The organism is Nitratireductor sp. WH36-1 (assembly GCF_058725515.1).
This window is the reverse complement of sequence record NZ_JBZXDP010000002.1, coordinates 363,658-379,843: the sequence shown is the minus strand read 5'-3', so window position 1 is coordinate 379,843 and position 16,186 is coordinate 363,658. Positions and strand designations below refer to the sequence as shown.

Below are 16,186 nucleotides of genomic sequence, written 5' to 3'. Positions count from 1 at the left end.
GGCGACAGTCGCACAAAATCATCCGGAGTTCTGTGAAATGCTTCACTGCCTTATCATCGGCGCGGCCGGCATGCTCGGCGACGGGCTGGCAAAGCGCCTCGTAAAGGATGGCGAAATCGGAGGCCGCAAAATCGGACGGCTGACGCTGTTCGATATCGTTCCAGCCCAAGCGCCTCACGTGGAAGAGATAAGTGTCACGGTTGAGGCGGGCGATATCTCGGCCGTGGAAACGGCGGAGCAAATCGTTGCTTCCCGTCCCGACGTGATCTTCCATCTGGCGGCCATTGTATCGGGCGAGGCGGAGCGGGATTTCGAAAAGGGCTACCGCATCAATCTGGATGGCACCCGCAATCTGTTCGAGGCGATACGCAAGGCCAATGAAGAAGACGGATACTGCCCGCGCGTGGTCTTCACCTCGTCGCTGGCGGTTTTCGGATCGCCACTGCCCGATGTGATTGGCGATGACCACATCATTACGCCGCACTCCAGCTATGGCACCCAGAAGGCCATCGGCGAACTTCTCCTTGCAGACTACAGCCGGCGCGGCTTCTTCGACGGCATCGGCATCCGCCTGCCGACCATCTGCATTCGACCGGGAAAGCCGAATGCTGCAGCTTCCAGCTTCTATTCCGGCATTCTGCGTGAACCGCTGGCCGGACTACCGGCCATCCTTCCGGTCGATACATCCATGCGGCACTGGTTCGCCAGCCCCCGCGCGGCAATCGGCTTCATGGCCCATGCGGCAGCAGTCAGCAGCGAATTGCTCGCCGGGCGGCGCAACATGACCATGCCCGGCGTTTCGGCAACCGTGGCCGATGAGATCGAGGCGCTGCGCGCCATAGCCGGCGATGCCGCTGTTGCCCTCATCCGTCACGAAAAAGACCCGGCCATTGAGGCCATCCTCTCCACATGGCCCCAGGCGTTTGAAGCCGACCGGGCGCTCAAACTCGGTTTTGAGGCCGACGAGTCGTTTGAAGCGATCGTGCGCGCCTATCTCGAAGATTACGCAACAGATGCGGAGCAGGCATGATGAACACAGCAGTGCAGGACAACACCGCCGGAAACTTCCTTCTGATCGGTCTCGGCGCGATGGGCTATGGCATGGGCAGTTCGCTGCTGCGCGCCGGTCTGGGCGTGGATGGTTTCGATTTGAATGGTGATACGCAGGCGCGCTTCCGGGCTGAGGCCGGGCGAGACCGCCCGCTGGCGGAGGCTGCCGGCGAAGCCGATGGCGCCATTCTCGTCGTGGTCAACGCCGCACAGACGCGTGAGGCCCTGTTCGGCGCGAACGGTCTTGCCGCAATGCTGAAGCCGGGTGCGGTTGTGATCAGTTGCGCCACCATCGATCCGCAGCAGGCCATTGCGTTCGAGAAGGAGCTTTCTGAGAAAGGCATTCTTTATCTCGACGCCCCGATCTCCGGCGGCTCCGCGCGTGCGGCACAGGGCAAGCTTTCGGTCATGGCCTCAGGCTCGGCGGAAGCGTTTGAGAAAGCGCAGCCAGCGCTGGACGCCATGGCTGAAACAGTCTTCCGGCTTGGCGACCGGGCCGGGCCGGGGTCGGCGATGAAAAGCGTCAACCAGCTTCTGGCCGGCATTCATATCGCCGCCGCAGCGGAAGCATTCTCCTTCGGCATCGCGCAGGGGCTGGATGCGGATCAGATCATGCAGGTCATTCCCGCCTGCGCCGGCTCGTCGTGGATGTTCGAGAACCGGGGGCCATACATCACAGATGGCGACTACCGGCCACACTCGGCGATCGACATTTTCGTCAAGGATCTGGGTATTGTCACCGATGCGGCATCCGGCGCGAAACTCGACCTGCCGGTTTCGCAGGCTGCACTCGAACGCTACCGCGCGGCTTCTGCCGAGGGCATGGGGCGCGAGGGGGATATTGCGCTCATGAAGCTCTATGCTGCCCAAAGCGGCATCGACCTGCCGCCGAAGCGCTACGAGGACAAATAGAGTTGTTGCCCGGCTGCAGGTTCAGCTGAGCAAAGCGGTTTCGCCGCAGGGGAGCCTGCGGCGAAACTGTCTTGGAGCGACACGCTCACAGCGCCAGGCAGCAATATTTCATTTCCAGATAGTCCTCGATCCCGTGGCGGGAGCCTTCCCGGCCCAGACCCGATTGCTTGATGCCCCCGAACGGCGCGACTTCCGTTGAAATCAGGCCGGTGTTCACGCCGACCATGCCGTATTCGAGTTCTTCCATCATTCTCCAGACGCGGCTGAGGTCGCGGCTGTAGACATAGGATGCGAGACCGAATTCCGTATCATTGGCAGCCTCCACCACCTCTTCCAGAGTGGAGAAGCGGAAGACCGGCGCCAGAGGCCCAAACGTCTCTTCTTTTGCAACGGCCATCTGAGGTGTGGCGTCCCGCAGGACGGTCGGCTGGAAGAACGTGCCGCCGAGGTCATGCGGCGCGCCGCCCAGAACCACCGTGCCCCCTTTTTCCACCGCGTCGTCGATATGGGCGCGAACCTTGTCCATCGCAGAATGGCTCACCAGCGGGCCGACCGCGCAGCCTTCCAGAAAACCATCGCCAACCTGCAGGCTGGATACGGCTTTGCTCAATCTCTCGACAAACGCGTCATAGACGGCATCCTGAACATAGATGCGGTTTGTGCAAACGCAGGTCTGTCCTGCATTGCGGAACTTCGAGGTGACGCAGCCTTCCACGGCGGCGTCGAGGTCGGCATCGTCAAACACGATGAATGGCGCATTGCCGCCGAGCTCAAGCGACAGTTTCTTTATCTGGTCTGCCCCGTTGCGCATCAGAATGCGCCCCACATTGGTCGAGCCGGTGAAGCTGATCTTGCGAATGGTCGGGTTTTCCGTGAACTCCAGTCCCACGCCGACACTGTCTGTCGACGGGAGAACGGAAAGAAGTCCCCGAGGCAGGCCTGCTTGTTCGGCCAGCTTTGCGAGCGCGAGGGCCGAAAGCGGTGTTTCGGTTGCCGGTTTGACCAGAATGGCGCAGCCGGCGGCAAGCGCTGGCGCGACTTTGCGCGTGATCATCGCATTGGGGAAGTTCCAAGGGGTGATTGCGCCAACCACGCCAACAGGCTGCCTGATCACCATCAGCCTCTTGTCTTCATGATGCCCCGGTATGGTTTCCCCGTAGATGCGTTTGGCTTCTTCTGAGAACCACTCGACAAAGCTTGCGCCATAGAGAATTTCGCCGCGCGCTTCAGCCAGCGGCTTTCCCATTTCAGCCGTCAGGATGGCCGCCAGGTCGTCGACATGATCGACAATCAGGTCAAACCAGCGGCGCAGGATGCTGGCGCGCTCTTTTGCGGCGCAACGCGCCCAGACTTTCTGCGCTGGCGCGGCCGCCGATATGGCGCGGCGAACATCGTCGCGTGTGCAATCCGCGACATCGGCCAGCTTTGCTCCCGTGGAAGGGTTCGTCACCGGAAAAGCCCGGTCGGTGCGGTGCCAGTCTCCGGCGATGAACGCATCCGAAATGAGAAGGTCGGGTCGATCAAGGGGGATCATCGTTTCTCTCGCAATCTTGGGAAAGGGACGTTGCGGCCGTGCTCTGTTTCGAAGAACACGGCCTTTCTCTTGTACGCCTTGATCAACGCTTTGCGGTGAGTGTGCGGATCAGGCTGTGCGGCTCAATGCGCAAGGGATGCTGAGCCAGGTTTCCAGCTCGTGGTTCACGGTATCCACCGCTGTCAGGTTCACCATGTGGCGATGCCCGGCGACGATAACCGCGTGACCGTTTTGTGCTGCCTGCGCCATGGCGCGCGACATCGCCGGTGTGGAGTTTGGATCACCTTCACCGGTGAGCGCCAGCAACGGACATTCAATGCCTGAGACGTGATCGGCATAGTATGTATCGCCACGGGAGAAGGCCGTGTAGGCCGTTGCATAGCCCGCATGATCGACACTGCCGAGCCATTCGGCCACCTGATCGCGCGCGTCCTGCTCGGCAGGGCTGTCACCGAACCAGCGGCTCAATGGGGTGGCGACATCAAAGGCGCCAGCCCGGATTTGCGCGGCACGGTCTTCGACGGCGGCACGCGCGTCAGGATCCCTGCGGTACACGCCGTTCAACAGTGCAACGCGCTCAACCATATCGGGATAGGTGACCGTGAAGCCAACGGCGATCAGGGCGCCCATGGAGTGACCCGCCAGACTGATCTTCTGCAGGTTGAGTGCCTGCAGCGCCGTGCGCAGCCAGCGCACATAGTCGCACACCTGCGCGCCTTCGGGCAGGTGGCTGGTGAGGCCGTGCCCGGGCATGTCCAGAGCAAAGACATGATGCGTCTTTGAAAGTGCATCGATCTGCGGCCCCCAGGCCGCAGACTGCATGCCGACGCCATGGATGAGGACGACAATGTCGCCCTCTCCAGCCTCGCGATACCCCAGTTGGCCGTAACCCTCAGACAGCTGCAGGGTTTTCAACGTCATGCCCGAGCTCCTTGAGGTCCTGATACCGGTCGCCGATGCGGTGGTGCGGCCGTCCGCCAATCGAAGCACCAAGCGCGATCACGATTTCATCCGCTGCCGGTGCGTCTGCTATTGAAAGCTGGATGGTGAGATAATGACTGCGCTTTCCGCCGTCATTCTTGTCCATGAGCGGGATCATGAGCGGAGCGTTCGCCGGACCGCGCGTGTTGCAGAAAGCCAGGTATGACTTGGCGCCCACCGCCTCACGGTAATGGTTGCCGAAACGGAGCGTGTGGATCAGAGCCGAAGCGTGCTCGACTTCGCCGGACAGGCCGACGATTGCCGATTTTCCGTAACCCTCGACCTTGTCGCCGCCGCCTGCTGCTTCCAGAATCATTTCGGTGAGGAGTTCGCCCAGTCCGGGGGCGCAATCCATGATCTCGGGCCTCAGATCCTCGACAAAACCCCGTCCTGCCCACGGGTTCCGGATGACGGCCACTGCCGCGATCATTTTCAGGGGCGTTGGTGCAGCTTTCCCGCCTTCGATGAGCGTTTCCTCGACGTGTAGTAGTGTTTTGCGGATCTCAGCAGGCATTCGCAGCTCCCGGTTGATTCGAACGGTTGGTGTTGATTATGGTATACCGTAATACAATCATTCAAACAACCTTGCTTGCGGGAATCGACGCTGCTATCTCGTCGGCATGACAAATCTTGGCCTGAATAAAATTGAGCAGCAGCCCACCACCCTGCGAGACATGGTTCTTGAACGCCTGCGCGATGCGATAATCGACGGCGTGTTCAAGCCGGGCGACCGACTGGTTGAGCGCGTGCTCTGCGAGCAACTGGGCGTCAGCCGTACGGTGGTTCGAGAAACGCTGCGCTATCTCGATGCGGAAGGTCTGGTGGAGCATCTGCCCAATCGCGGGCCGATCGTCGCCAGGATGGACTGGGACGATGCACGGCAGATCTACGATATCAGGCTGAAGCTTGAAACGGCGGCTGCCGAGGCCTGCGCAAGGAATATGACACCGGATCTTGAGCGGCGTCTGCGCGAAGCGCTTGTCGATCTGGAAGCCGCTGCTGCAAAGGAAACACCCGGTGCGCTCTTCAAGGCCACGACGCGGTTTTATGCTCTCATCTTCGAGGGGGCAGGGCACAATATCGCCTGGGAAGTCGTGCAGCGCCTGAACGGCCGTATTTCCCGCCTGCGCGTGATGACGCTGACCAGCGAAAACAGAAAAGTGTCTGGCCCGACCCATATGCGCAACATCTGCGAAGCGATTGCTGCGCGTGACCCGGACGCGGCCCTGGCTGCCGTTGAAGCCCACCTGACGGACGCCACGTCCATCGCACAGAAACTCCTGGCCGGAGACAAGGAAAAATCATGAGCGCATTCGACGAAGACCTCTTCCTCAAGGGGCTGGAGAAACGAAAGTCCACGCTTGGGGCCGAGTATGTCGAAAGCAATCTGGCAAAGGCTGATGAATTCACACGCCCTTTTCAGGAAGCGATGACGGCCTGGTGCTGGGGCTTCGGCTGGGGCGATGAGGTCATCGACGCGAAAACGCGGTCGATGATGAACCTCTCGATGATTGGCGCGCTCGGCAAGATGCACGAGTGGGAACTGCATTGTCGCGGGGCCATTCGCAATGGCGTGACCCAGGACGAACTGCGCGCCATCATTCATGTGATCGGCATCTATTGCGGCGTGCCGCAGGCGCTGGAGTGCTTTCGCGCCGCGCGCAAGGTTCTGGAAGAGGTGGAAGCGGAGTAGCAGGCCGGTCACCGGCGGCGACTGCTCTGCCTTTTTAGATGTGCTTTCACGACTGGAAAGAAAACGGGCCGGTCTTGGACCGGCCCGGAAGCATCAATCGGCAATCGCGCCGATTTCCTTGAAGTAACGCTCCGCGCCGGGGTGCATCGGAACGGTCCGCTTCTGCGCTCCAAGCTCGACGGTCAGTCCCTTGAAGCTCGTGTTGCTCTCGCCGAGCGCCTGCAGGTTTTCCCAGAACGCCTTCGTGAATTCGTAGATCATGTCCTCGTCGGCTTCCGCGTCTGTGTAGATCACCTGCGCCAGACCGAAGGTGGACACAGGCTCATCCTGCCCGCGATAGGTGCCTGCGGGCACTTCGAACGGTACGAGAAGGTCATAGTAGACTTCGTTGAGGCGTTCGATCACCTCGGGGTCGAGGTTCAGATAGCGCATCGGCACGGTGGACGAGAGCTGCTGTGCGTTTGCCAGCCCCACCTGGAAGACATGCATGCCGCCGTCGAAGACGCCATTGCGGATTTCATCGAAAACCTGCCCGGTGGAAACCGTTCCTGCCTTGATGTCGTCCGTGGAAAGGCCGGCTGCCTTGAGCAGCTCCAGATTCAGCCCGTAGGTGAAACTCGACGGCGTGTTGAGGTTGATCGCATGTCCCTTGATGCCCTCAAGCGATGTGATCCCTGAATCTTCGCGCACAAAGACATTTTCCGGCACGACACTGAAGATGAACAGCTGACGCAGGTTCTTGAACTCGTCCGCGATGGGGATGTTGGCGAAGTCATTGCGCTTGTTGTAGGCGAATTCCAGATCGATCAGCGTGTTGAGAGCGATGTCGAGTTCGCTGTTCAGGACCAGACCGAGATTGTCGCGGTAGCCGCCGGTGGTCTGGACGGACAGTTTGTACTTGTCCTGCGCGTTGTTGAACACTTCCGAGATGGTTGCGCCGTTGATGTAGGGGCCGGAGCCGGAGCTGCTGGTTCCAATGGAAAGCTGCTCCTGAGCCGAGGCGGCGGACGAAACCATGATCGAGGCGGCGGCAAAGAGTGCTGCATGCCGGATTTTGGACGGTATCTTGAACATTTACTTCTCCCTTTTGATTACGTGTTCTGGTGTTTTGCGCCGGTTGCCGGGGCGCTCTGGATTCCATCGAGCCTGGCGCGGCGCAGATAGATCAGGGCGACGACGGCGACGCCTGCGATGTCGGTGAGGTAGCCGGGGTTGATGAGCGAGATGGCCGCTGCCGCCAGCAATGCGCGTTCGATCCAGTTGATCCGTCCGGCGCACCAGCCCTGCACCGCGGCTGCCATGGCAAAGACGCCGATCGCAGCCGAGCAGGCCGAAAGCGCGACCGTCATGGCATCACCCTGAAGCAGCAGGGCCGGTGAGAACAGGAACATGAACGCGACAATGAAGCCCGGCAGCGAGTGAACGAATGCGGTGACTGCCGTGCTCCACCAGTTCGCGCGTGCAATGCCGGCAGCCACCACGGCCACGAGGGCCACCGGAGGTGTGGAGCCGGATTTGATCGCGAAGTAGAAGAGGAACAGATGCGCGCCGAGCAGCGGTGCGCCGGCGGCGGTCAGAGCCGGAGCCGTGAACATCGCCAGAAGCAGGTAGGCGATGGGCGTGGGCATTCCCATGCCGAGCAGCGTTGCCGCAACCACAGCGAGGATGGCGGTCATCAGCAGCGAGCCGTCGCTGACCGAGAGGATGATGTCGGCAATGCGCGGTCCAAGGCCCGTCGTCACGATCGCTGCCTGAAGAAGGCCGATTGAGACGATCAGGGCCGTGATCGCGGCGGCCTGGCGCGCGCCACTGTCGAACTGGTCGAGAATGGCCCGGAAAGGCATGCGCGAAACGCTTCGTGCGAGACCGCACACCATTGCGATGCCGATGGCGATGAGGCTGGCGTAAGACGGTGTGTAGGACTCGACGATCAGCAGATAGAAGAGCACGGCGGGCGCGACCAGAAGATGCCAGCCATCGGCAAAGCTCTGTCGCAGGCTGGGGATCTCGTCTTCCGGAATGCCTGCAAGGCCGGCCTTGCGCGCCTCGAAATGCACCACGCAGTAGAGCGAGAGATAGTAGAGAACGGCGGGCAGAATGGCGGCAACTGCAATCGTTGCGTAGGGGATGCCGGTGAGCTGCGCCATGATGAAAGCGGCCGCGCCCAGAATTGGCGGAACGAGCTGTGCGCCTTCCGAGGTGTTGGTTTCCACGGCGGCTGCCACATGCGGCCGGAAGCCGGTGCGGATCATCAGCGGGATCGTGAACGTTCCCGTGGTGACGACGTTGCCGACAGAGCTTCCCACCATGGTGCCGAGACCGGCGCTGGCGACCATCGCGCTCTTGGCCGCGCCGCCGACCTGCCGGCCGGTGGTGGCGTTTGCGACCTTCATGATGAAGTCGCCCGTGCGCGTTGCCTGCAGGGCCGAACCCAGCATCATGAACATGAACAGATAGGATGCCGCGACGCTCAGGCCGGTGCCGAAAAAGCCTTCGGTGGTATAGGCGGTCAGGTAGATGATCCGCTTGAGGTCCATGCCCGCATGCTGCATGACGCCGGGAAAGTAGGCTCCGTAGAGCATGTAGACGACACCGAACACGCCAAGCGCGAACAGTATGGTGGAGTGCCGGCGCGCGGCCTCCAGCGAAATGACGATGATCGCGACGCCGATGGCGACATCCGTGCCTGTGAGGTAGCTGGAGCCCCAGAGATTGATCAGGCGTTCGAAATTGACGATCACATAGCCCATGGTCACGATGGTGGCCGCGGCAAATGTGGCGTCCAGGCCCCATTGAACGCTTCGCATGACCTGCTGATCGGACCGCGTCCGGTCAAGGAAGGCGATGCAGAGCATGGCGCAGGCAAACAGCGCGAGGTGAACGATGGTTGTCTTGTACGGTCCGAAAAGCGTCGCGTATGCCATATAAGCGAATATGAGCATCCCGACCGCTGTCAGCACCCAGTCGACGCCGGAGCGACGCTCTCGCGTGGGTTCTGTCATTTCAACTGATCTCCTTGTGGGGTGGAGCCCTGTGGCGCCTTTTTCAGGTGGCGCAGGGCCGCGTCACACGCTGCAGCGACGTGGACGAAACTTGCTTTTTCGGCGGCGGCGGTGTCGCGGGCAATCAGGGCAGAAGCGATTGCCTGCATCTCCGAATGGCTTGCGTCATGACGTTCCGGGTCGGACATGGACTGCGTCCGCAGAAAGTAGACGCGTTCGATGATCGCGTTCAGGGAACGCTGGATTTCCCCGTTTCCGGACCCTTCGATCATGATGTCATAGAATGTCGTGGTCGCTTCCCTGATCGCTGCGAGTTCGCCGGCTCTGAAGGCATTCTTCAGCCTCTCGGCGGCCCCGGCGATGTCGTTGATCGTGTCACTGGAGGCGCGCTGGGTGAAAAGTCGCGCCGCCAGAGCTTCCAGGCTGGCGCGTACTTCGTAGATGTCCCGGATCTCGCGTGCGCTCATCAGAACGACAATTAGATTGTTGTTGGCGTCGCGACCGACCAGCCCTTTCTCTTCAAGCCGGGCAAGGGCCTCGCGAACAATGGTCCGGCTCACGCCGGTTGCTTCGCAGAGTTCGCGTTCGACGATCTTCTGGCCGGGAGCGAGCTTCCCATCAAGGATTGCACCCTGAATGGTGTCCTGAACCCGCGACCGCAATGTCGGCGTGGTCCGGTCGATGCGCAGCATCTCCATAGTGTGAACGCTCATCAGCCACCTCCCATGCCTGAGACCCGTCATCTGTTCCTGCCCAAAGCGGGCGGGCCAGCGAATGCCTCGCCGCCTGAACATCGGTATACAATAATACCGTATTACAGAATACTCAACCCGTTTTCTGTTTCGGGGCGGAATCCGGGCATTGTCCGCTCGACCGAGCCTTGTGTTCAGCAATGGATGCTGTTCCAGGGGACGAAGGCGAACACCTCGGGGGGCTGACCCGATAAGCTCTGAGATCGTGGGAAACGGTGCACCGTGTTGCGGATCAGGGACGGCGATCGGAAAAGTGGGGCAGGCTGGATAAGGCCGTCGGCGGGAGAGCGCACGCGGCGATGAAGTTGATGTGCCCCATGAAACGATTTATGCACGCAAAAGGCGTGGACGTTCATTGTGATGAGTATGCCCTTGAGCAGGAGCCGGCAGAGGTGAGGTTGCTGGGATCCGCAACAACATCGTCTTGGTGCAAGGGGCTTTTGCCACGCGCACGGCTATCGCCGGACCATTCGGGAAACCCGGCGTCGCCCTGAGGATATCGACGCAGGAAACGCCTTGGAGCGATGACTACAGTCGCCATTACTGCCTGCGCCTCTGCACGGCTATCAAGGCCCTAGGATGTCACCGATATGCCGAGGGCGACATAGTACGCTCCGGGCGCGGGGGTCAGGCGTCGATGGTCGCTCTTTCCATTACAGGCTGACGGGGTTCCCTGAGCGCCGAAACTGCTTCGTGCTGGCTGAGGAAGACCCTGCCGTTGAGATGTTTCAGGAATTCAGTGTCCCCGAGGCGGTCCATGACCGGCCCTTTGACCTCCGACAGGTGAAAACCTAGGCCAGCATCGGAGAGGCGACGGTTGATCTCTTCGAGGCTTTCCAGCGCCGATGCATCGATCGCGTTAACAGCCGAACACATCAGGATCACGTGCTTGAGGTCCGGCCGGGCGGCCACGTGCTTGGCGATTGTGTCTTCAAGGTAGCGCGAATTGGCAAAGTACAGGCTTTCATCGACGCGGATCGACAGGATTTCCGGGCTGGTGAGGACGGAATGCCGCTCGATATTGCGGTAGTGCTCGGTGCCCGGCACCTGGCCGATGATGGCCGTGTGTGGCTTGCTGGTGCGGTAGAGATGCAGCAGCAGCGACAGCAGGACACCGGCAACGATGCCGAGTTCGACGCCCCAGCCAAGCGTGACGAGGATGGTGGCGGCCATGGCTGCGAAGTCGGATCTGGAATAGGCGAAAACCCGGCGCACCGCTCCAAAATCCACCAGCGAAAGCACGGCAACGATGATCGTTGCGGCAAGGGTCGCCTGTGGCAGGCTGGCGAGCAGCGGGGTGAGGAACAAAGCTGCGAGCGCGATCCCGACAGCGGTGAAAATGCCCGCGGCGGGGGTTTGTGCGCCGGCGTCGAAATTGACCACGGAGCGCGCGAAGCCGCCGGTCACGGGATAGCCGGATGAAAGACCGGCAGCAATGTTGGCGGCGCCCAGCCCGATCAGCTCCTGATCGGGATTGATGCGCTGTCGCCGCTTGGCCGCAAGGGTCTGTCCCACGGAAACGGATTCGACAAAGCCGACCACCGAAATGAGGAAGGCAGGTACGAGAAGCGTCGACAGGAGATCGAGCGAGAGAGCAGGTGCGCCGAAGGCTGGCAGGCCCTGCGGTATTGCGCCAACCAGCGCGACGCCGCGCGCACCCAGATCGAGGGCGGCAGCCAGTGCAACCGTTGCTGCAACCGCGAGGATCGGAGCTGCTTTCGCCACCATGTCTGCGGCGCGCGCGGGGATGCCCGCGGCGACCAGCAGGGGTTTTAGATATTTGCGGGCGAAATACAGGAAGGCCAGAACGCTGACGCCGATGGCGAGCGTGACCGGATTGATGGCAGTGAACTGACCGGACAGCGAACCGAGGATTTCTGGAAGCGTGCCGCCGCCACCCGATACGCCGAGGATGTGGCGAAGCTGGCCAGCTGCGATCAGCAGGCCGGATGCGGTGATGAAGCCCGATATCACCGGATGTGACAGGAAATTGGCGAGGAAGCCGAGCCTGAAAATGCCCATGATGATGAGCATGCCGCCCGACAGCAGCGCCACGGCGATTGCTGCGGTGAGATAGTCCAGCGTGCCTTGCGCTGCAATCTGCCCGACGGCCGAGGCGGTCATCAGCGAGACGACGGCGACGGGGCCGACAGCGAGTGTGCGGCTGGTGCCGAATATCGCATAGGCCACCAGAGGCAGGATCGAGGCGTACAGGCCGACTTCCGCCGGCAGGCCGGCCAGCATGGCATAGGCGAGTGATTGCGGGATCAGCATGATCGTGACGATGACCGCGGCCAGAAGGTCGCTGGTCAGCACCGTTCCGTCATAGTCCCTGATCCACTGGAGAAACGGAAAATATCGAGATGCTTTGGTCATGATCGGTCTGTCACGCGAATAAGGGGTGGACGCCATCGCGTCCGGCGCGATGGCGTTGGGTCGGTCACCGGCAGATCACTGCCTGATGGATGAGTAGAGCACGGCGGCCCGTGCGCCGGATCGGCAATATCCCAGAACCGGCCCGTCGAAAGCTTTCATTGCTTCCTTGAAGCGGTCGGCCTGTGCCGCCGACGGCGCTCCCGTGACCGGGACGTGGACGGCTTTCATGCCGTGGTTCTCCGCCTCGCAGGCAATCACCGCGAATGCGGGCTGACCCGGCTCTTCATTGTCGGGCCGCGCGCAGAGAATGGCGACATAGCCTTCCTGCGCCAGTTGAGCGATGTCTTCGGGCCGAACCTGCCCGGCGGTCGCGAAACGTTCGTCGATCTTCCGGACGTTCGTTTTCCCGGATCTCCGGAAAAGACTAAAGGGCCACATTTTCAGACCGCCTTTCCGGCTGCGCGTGCGGCCATGGTGTGCCGGGCAATTCTGGCAAGCGCGATGCCGGCGACCATCGAGCCGACGAAAACCCAGGCATCGGAATAGCCCAGCCCCAGCGCCGGGATTGCGCCGCCCGGGCAAAAGCCGGTGATGCCCCAGCCGATGCCGAACACGGCCGAACCAGCGAGAAGCGGCAGATCGATATCCCGGCGGGTCGGCAGGTGGAACAGCCGGTCAAAGACCGGTGCTTTGCGCTTCAGGACAAATGTGTATCCGATGGCGGTAACCACGAGGGCGCCACCCATGACGAAGGCGAGGGAAGGATCCCAGCTTCCGGCAACATCAAAGAAGTTCAGCACCTTTGCCGGATTGGCCATGCCGGAGAGTGCAATGCCGGCCCCGAAGATCAGGCCAATGACGAGAGCGGAGAAGATCCGGGTCATTAAAGACCTCCAATGACGTGACGGATGACAAAGACGGTGATGGCGGTTGACGCCATGAAGGTGAGTGTCGCGACGATTGAGCGGGGCGAGACACGCGCCATGCCGCAGACACCATGCCCGGAGGTGCAGCCCGAACCGAAATAAGCGCCGGCGCCCGCAATCAGGCCGCCGATGATGAGCCAGGGCGCGGGGGTGGGGCTTTCAAAGGGTATGGTGTAGCCCGTCAGGCCGACGATCAATGCCGGTGCGCCGATGGCTCCGACAATGAATGCCGCGCGCCAGCCCCAGTCGCTTGAAAGGGGTGGGATGAGAGCGGAGAGGATTCCGGTCATGCCGGCTATGCGGCCGTGGAAAGCCATCAGCAGCACTGCGGCAAGGCCGATCAGGCTGCCGCCCAGCAGCGAGAGCCACGGGGTGAATTCAGTCATTTATTCTAGGTCCTTGATGTCGACGGTTTGAGGAGTGCTCAGGCCGGGGGAAGTGGTGGGCGGTTCCAGGTGGTGTGCTTCTCCGGGAAGGCGGCCGTTCCGCCCCCTTTCCCTTTTGTCGCTGGGCTCCACCCAGAACTGCAATCCTCCATCAGTCGTCCCAGGCGGCGCCTTCCAGCAGGTTCATCGGAATCTTGAGATAGCGCTGTCCGTTCTTCTCGGGTTCCGGAAGCCGTCCGGCATTGGTGTTGATCTGCAGGGCGTGCAGGATCAACTTCGGCATGGAAAGCGTCTTGTCGCGCGCGTCCCGTGCGGTGACGAACTCCGATTCAGTCTTGTAGACCGACATATGGATGTTCTTCGCCTTCTGCTCGGCCACGGTCGATTCCCACATGGGCTCTCGCCCGCCCGGCTGATAGTCGTGGCCGGTGAAGATGCGCGTTTCGTCGGGCAGGGCCAGAATATCCTGAATGGACTTCCAGAGTTCTGTCGCACTGCCGCCGGGAAAGTCCGCGCGGGCCGTGCCGCCATCAGGCATGAACAGTGTGTCGTGAACAAAAGCGGCGTCACCGATCACATACGTGATCGACGCGAGCGTATGGCCGGGTGAGAACATCACCTTTGCAGGGATGTTGCCGATCTTGAAGGTCTCGCCATCGGCGAAGAGCTTGTCCCACTGCGAGCCGTCTGCCGGGAAATCGGGCCAGTTGTAAAACCCCTTCCACAGCTTCTGGACCTCTGTCACCTTTTCACCGATTGCGGTCGGCGCTCCGGTTTTGTCCCTGAGATAGGCAGCGGCGGAAAAGTGGTCGGCGTGCGGATGCGTGTCGAGAATCCACTCGATCTCATAGCCCTTACTGGCAATGAAGTTGAGAATGTTGTCGGCATGTGTGGTCGCTGTCGCTGCCGACTTCTCGTCATAGTCGAGAACAGGGTCGATGATGGCGCATTTGCCGGTTTCAGGATCGGCGACGACATACTGGATCGACCAGGTGCGCGGATCAAAAAAGCCGGTAACTTCGGGCTTGGCTGTCATGGAAACGTCCTCTTGTTCATTGTCATGATCGACAGGCGGCTGACAGTCGAATGATGCTGTCTGCGTTTCTGTGCGGATGTTGTCTTGTGGTTGATTTGTGCGCTGACGATGAGCGGCGCTGGTTGGGCTGGTTGGCACGCTTCAGGCGACGGGTGATCAGGTGCCGGCTGAGCAGTAGTGATTGTAGAGCACGCCCACTACCTCTCGGGCGATATCTCCCTCAATGTGGTACCAGATCGTCTGTCCGTCGCGGCGACCGGCAATGATGCCGTCCCGACGGAGCAGCGCCAGATGCTGCGAAACCGTGGAATCGCGGATGCCGAGGAACTCCGCGAGTTGTCCAACGGATTTCTCCCCGTCGATCAGTCTGCAAAGGATCAAAAGGCGGTGCGGGTTCGATAGCGCCTTCATCAGCTCGCTCGCCTGATCTACGGCGGTGCGCATCTCGTCCGGGTTGATGGCGGGTTTAATATTCATAAATGCGTATATACGTTGATGCGTATATAAAGTCAACATCAATTCCGCTGCGGTCGTACGGTGGGTCGGAGGTCGATTTTCAGGAGGTGTGTAACGCCAGCGGCGCAATGGCGTTTCGTTGCGCCGCAGGGCGCGCTTTTGCTCAGGGCGGGTCGTTGATTATTGGTGGTGCGGAGCCTCGCCCTGATGCGTGAAGGGCGGGGCCGTGCTTGCCGATAATGTGGCAGGACCGATCGCGGCAATGTGCGCGGACTTCAGTTGATCGGGGGGGCGTTTTTCGCTGAGCGAAGTCGCTCAGCGCTTCCGCAGTGCGGGTTCATACGGGGTTGAGGTGGATTCTCGCGCCCAGTCGGGCTGATGGGTAGCGCCCTATGACGAGGTCCCGTCAACCACTGCATCGAACTCCGAAATCTCGGCAAAGGCGGAGAGCGCCGTGCGGCCGAACTTGCTGGGCGCTGCAATCAGGAGCTTCCGGGAGGCTGCCTTCATGGCGGCCTTTTTGACTGCGATCTTCGACAGGTCGAAATCCATCACGCGCCCCTCGGTATCCACTGCGGAGCACCCGATCAGCGCGAAGTCGAAGCGCAGGGCTGCGAGAGAGAGCATGATTTCCTCTCCGACAAGCGAGCCGTCGCGCCCCTCGACCTTGCGGCCAAGGACATTGACGTCATGCTGCGCGGGGTCGAAGGCGAGGGCGACGCGCATTGAGTTGGTGAATACCCGAAAGCCGGGACGCTGGTTCAGGACGCTGGCTGTCATTTCGCTCGTCGTGCCAACATCGAAGAAAACGCTGGCTCCGTCAGGGAGAAGGGCGACGGCAGCCTCTGCAACGCGCAATTTGTCGTCCACCGCCATGCTGCGCTTGTGTTGGTGATCCAGGCGCAGGGTTTCGGTGCTGCCGATGACACCTGCGCCGCCGTGAAAGCGCTGAAGCAATCCGGCTTCCGACAGCAGGATGATGTCGCGACGCACCGTCTGCGCCGACACGCCAAACTCTTCGGCCAATCCTTCGATCGTCACAAAGCCGGATGCTTCCGCGCGGGCCAGTATCTCGCTTTGTC

Annotated in this window: 17 protein-coding genes; 4 read left to right on the top strand and 13 right to left on the bottom strand. The window is 61.2% G+C overall.

Annotation, left to right across the window (positions count from 1 at the left end):
- The first annotated feature begins 37 nt into the window (after positions 1 to 37).
- Positions 38 to 1,030, top strand: a complete 993-nt coding sequence (gene denD, locus AC4PTT_RS20940; protein WP_299936543.1) for a D-erythronate dehydrogenase — start codon at positions 38 to 40, stop codon at positions 1,028 to 1,030.
- Entirely contained in the window at positions 1,027 to 1,962 is a 936-nt protein-coding gene (gene ltnD / locus AC4PTT_RS20935) for an L-threonate dehydrogenase (protein WP_492162640.1), read from the top strand. The genes denD and ltnD overlap by 4 nt, the downstream gene beginning before the upstream one ends.
- A gap of 85 nt (positions 1,963 to 2,047) precedes the next feature.
- On the opposite strand, the gene AC4PTT_RS20930 is transcribed toward ltnD, so the two are convergent.
- From AC4PTT_RS20930 to AC4PTT_RS20920, 3 genes are all read right to left on the bottom strand, one after another.
- Entirely contained in the window at positions 2,048 to 3,496 is a 1,449-nt protein-coding gene (locus AC4PTT_RS20930; protein ID WP_492162639.1) for an NAD-dependent succinate-semialdehyde dehydrogenase, read from the bottom strand.
- Between the two features lie 108 nt (positions 3,497 to 3,604).
- Positions 3,605 to 4,417, bottom strand: coding sequence for an alpha/beta fold hydrolase (locus tag AC4PTT_RS20925; protein WP_492162638.1), 813 nt, complete (start codon positions 4,415 to 4,417; stop codon positions 3,605 to 3,607).
- Positions 4,389 to 4,991: an amino acid synthesis family protein gene (locus AC4PTT_RS20920; RefSeq protein ID WP_113156598.1), complete on the bottom strand. Its 603-nt coding sequence runs from the start codon at positions 4,989 to 4,991 to the stop codon at positions 4,389 to 4,391. The genes AC4PTT_RS20925 and AC4PTT_RS20920 overlap by 29 nt, the downstream gene beginning before the upstream one ends.
- Before the next feature lie 160 nt (positions 4,992 to 5,151).
- On the opposite strand from AC4PTT_RS20920, the gene AC4PTT_RS20915 reads away from it, so the two are divergent.
- On the top strand, positions 5,152 to 5,784 hold the full coding sequence (locus tag AC4PTT_RS20915) for a GntR family transcriptional regulator (protein ID WP_236042305.1): 633 nt from the start codon (positions 5,152 to 5,154) through the stop codon (positions 5,782 to 5,784).
- Positions 5,781 to 6,170, top strand: a complete 390-nt coding sequence (locus AC4PTT_RS20910; RefSeq protein ID WP_206549154.1) for a carboxymuconolactone decarboxylase family protein — start codon at positions 5,781 to 5,783, stop codon at positions 6,168 to 6,170. The genes AC4PTT_RS20915 and AC4PTT_RS20910 overlap by 4 nt, the downstream gene beginning before the upstream one ends.
- Before the next feature lie 93 nt (positions 6,171 to 6,263).
- Here the strand turns inward: AC4PTT_RS20910 and AC4PTT_RS20905 are convergent, their stop codons facing one another.
- The 10 genes from AC4PTT_RS20905 to AC4PTT_RS20860 form a co-directional block, all read right to left on the bottom strand.
- Positions 6,264 to 7,244 carry a TAXI family TRAP transporter solute-binding subunit gene (locus AC4PTT_RS20905; protein ID WP_206552984.1) on the bottom strand — a complete coding sequence of 327 codons (981 nt, stop codon included), beginning with the start codon at positions 7,242 to 7,244 and terminating at the stop codon, positions 6,264 to 6,266.
- Between the two features lie 17 nt (positions 7,245 to 7,261).
- Complete coding sequence (locus AC4PTT_RS20900) at positions 7,262 to 9,172, bottom strand: TRAP transporter permease (RefSeq protein WP_432515718.1); 1,911 nt, start codon at positions 9,170 to 9,172, stop codon at positions 7,262 to 7,264.
- A complete protein-coding gene (locus AC4PTT_RS20895) occupies positions 9,169 to 9,885 on the bottom strand; it encodes a GntR family transcriptional regulator (protein ID WP_162742413.1) in 717 nt (238 codons plus the stop codon). The genes AC4PTT_RS20900 and AC4PTT_RS20895 overlap by 4 nt, the downstream gene beginning before the upstream one ends.
- A 666-nt stretch (positions 9,886 to 10,551) precedes the next feature.
- The gene (locus AC4PTT_RS20890; RefSeq protein ID WP_492162637.1) at positions 10,552 to 12,300 is read right to left on the bottom strand and encodes a SulP family inorganic anion transporter; all 1,749 of its coding nucleotides are present in this window, start codon (positions 12,298 to 12,300) and stop codon (positions 10,552 to 10,554) included.
- A 75-nt stretch (positions 12,301 to 12,375) separates the two neighbouring features.
- Positions 12,376 to 12,738: a protein tyrosine phosphatase family protein gene (locus AC4PTT_RS20885; RefSeq protein WP_206552972.1), complete on the bottom strand. Its 363-nt coding sequence runs from the start codon at positions 12,736 to 12,738 to the stop codon at positions 12,376 to 12,378.
- Between the two features lie 2 nt (positions 12,739 to 12,740).
- A complete protein-coding gene (locus tag AC4PTT_RS20880; RefSeq protein ID WP_206994662.1) occupies positions 12,741 to 13,184 on the bottom strand; it encodes a YeeE/YedE family protein in 444 nt (147 codons plus the stop codon).
- On the bottom strand, positions 13,184 to 13,612 hold the full coding sequence (locus AC4PTT_RS20875) for a YeeE/YedE family protein (protein ID WP_206552970.1): 429 nt from the start codon (positions 13,610 to 13,612) through the stop codon (positions 13,184 to 13,186). The genes AC4PTT_RS20880 and AC4PTT_RS20875 overlap by 1 nt, the downstream gene beginning before the upstream one ends.
- 151 nt (positions 13,613 to 13,763) lie before the next feature.
- Positions 13,764 to 14,648, bottom strand: coding sequence for an MBL fold metallo-hydrolase (locus tag AC4PTT_RS20870; RefSeq protein ID WP_113156642.1), 885 nt, complete (start codon positions 14,646 to 14,648; stop codon positions 13,764 to 13,766).
- 156 nt (positions 14,649 to 14,804) lie between these two features.
- Entirely contained in the window at positions 14,805 to 15,125 is a 321-nt protein-coding gene (locus AC4PTT_RS20865; RefSeq protein WP_492162636.1) for an ArsR/SmtB family transcription factor, read from the bottom strand.
- Positions 15,126 to 15,494: 369 nt separating this feature from the next.
- The gene (locus tag AC4PTT_RS20860) at positions 15,495 to 16,145 is read right to left on the bottom strand and encodes a DeoR/GlpR family DNA-binding transcription regulator (protein WP_492162635.1); all 651 of its coding nucleotides are present in this window, start codon (positions 16,143 to 16,145) and stop codon (positions 15,495 to 15,497) included.
- Between the last annotated feature and the right edge of the window lie 41 nt (positions 16,146 to 16,186).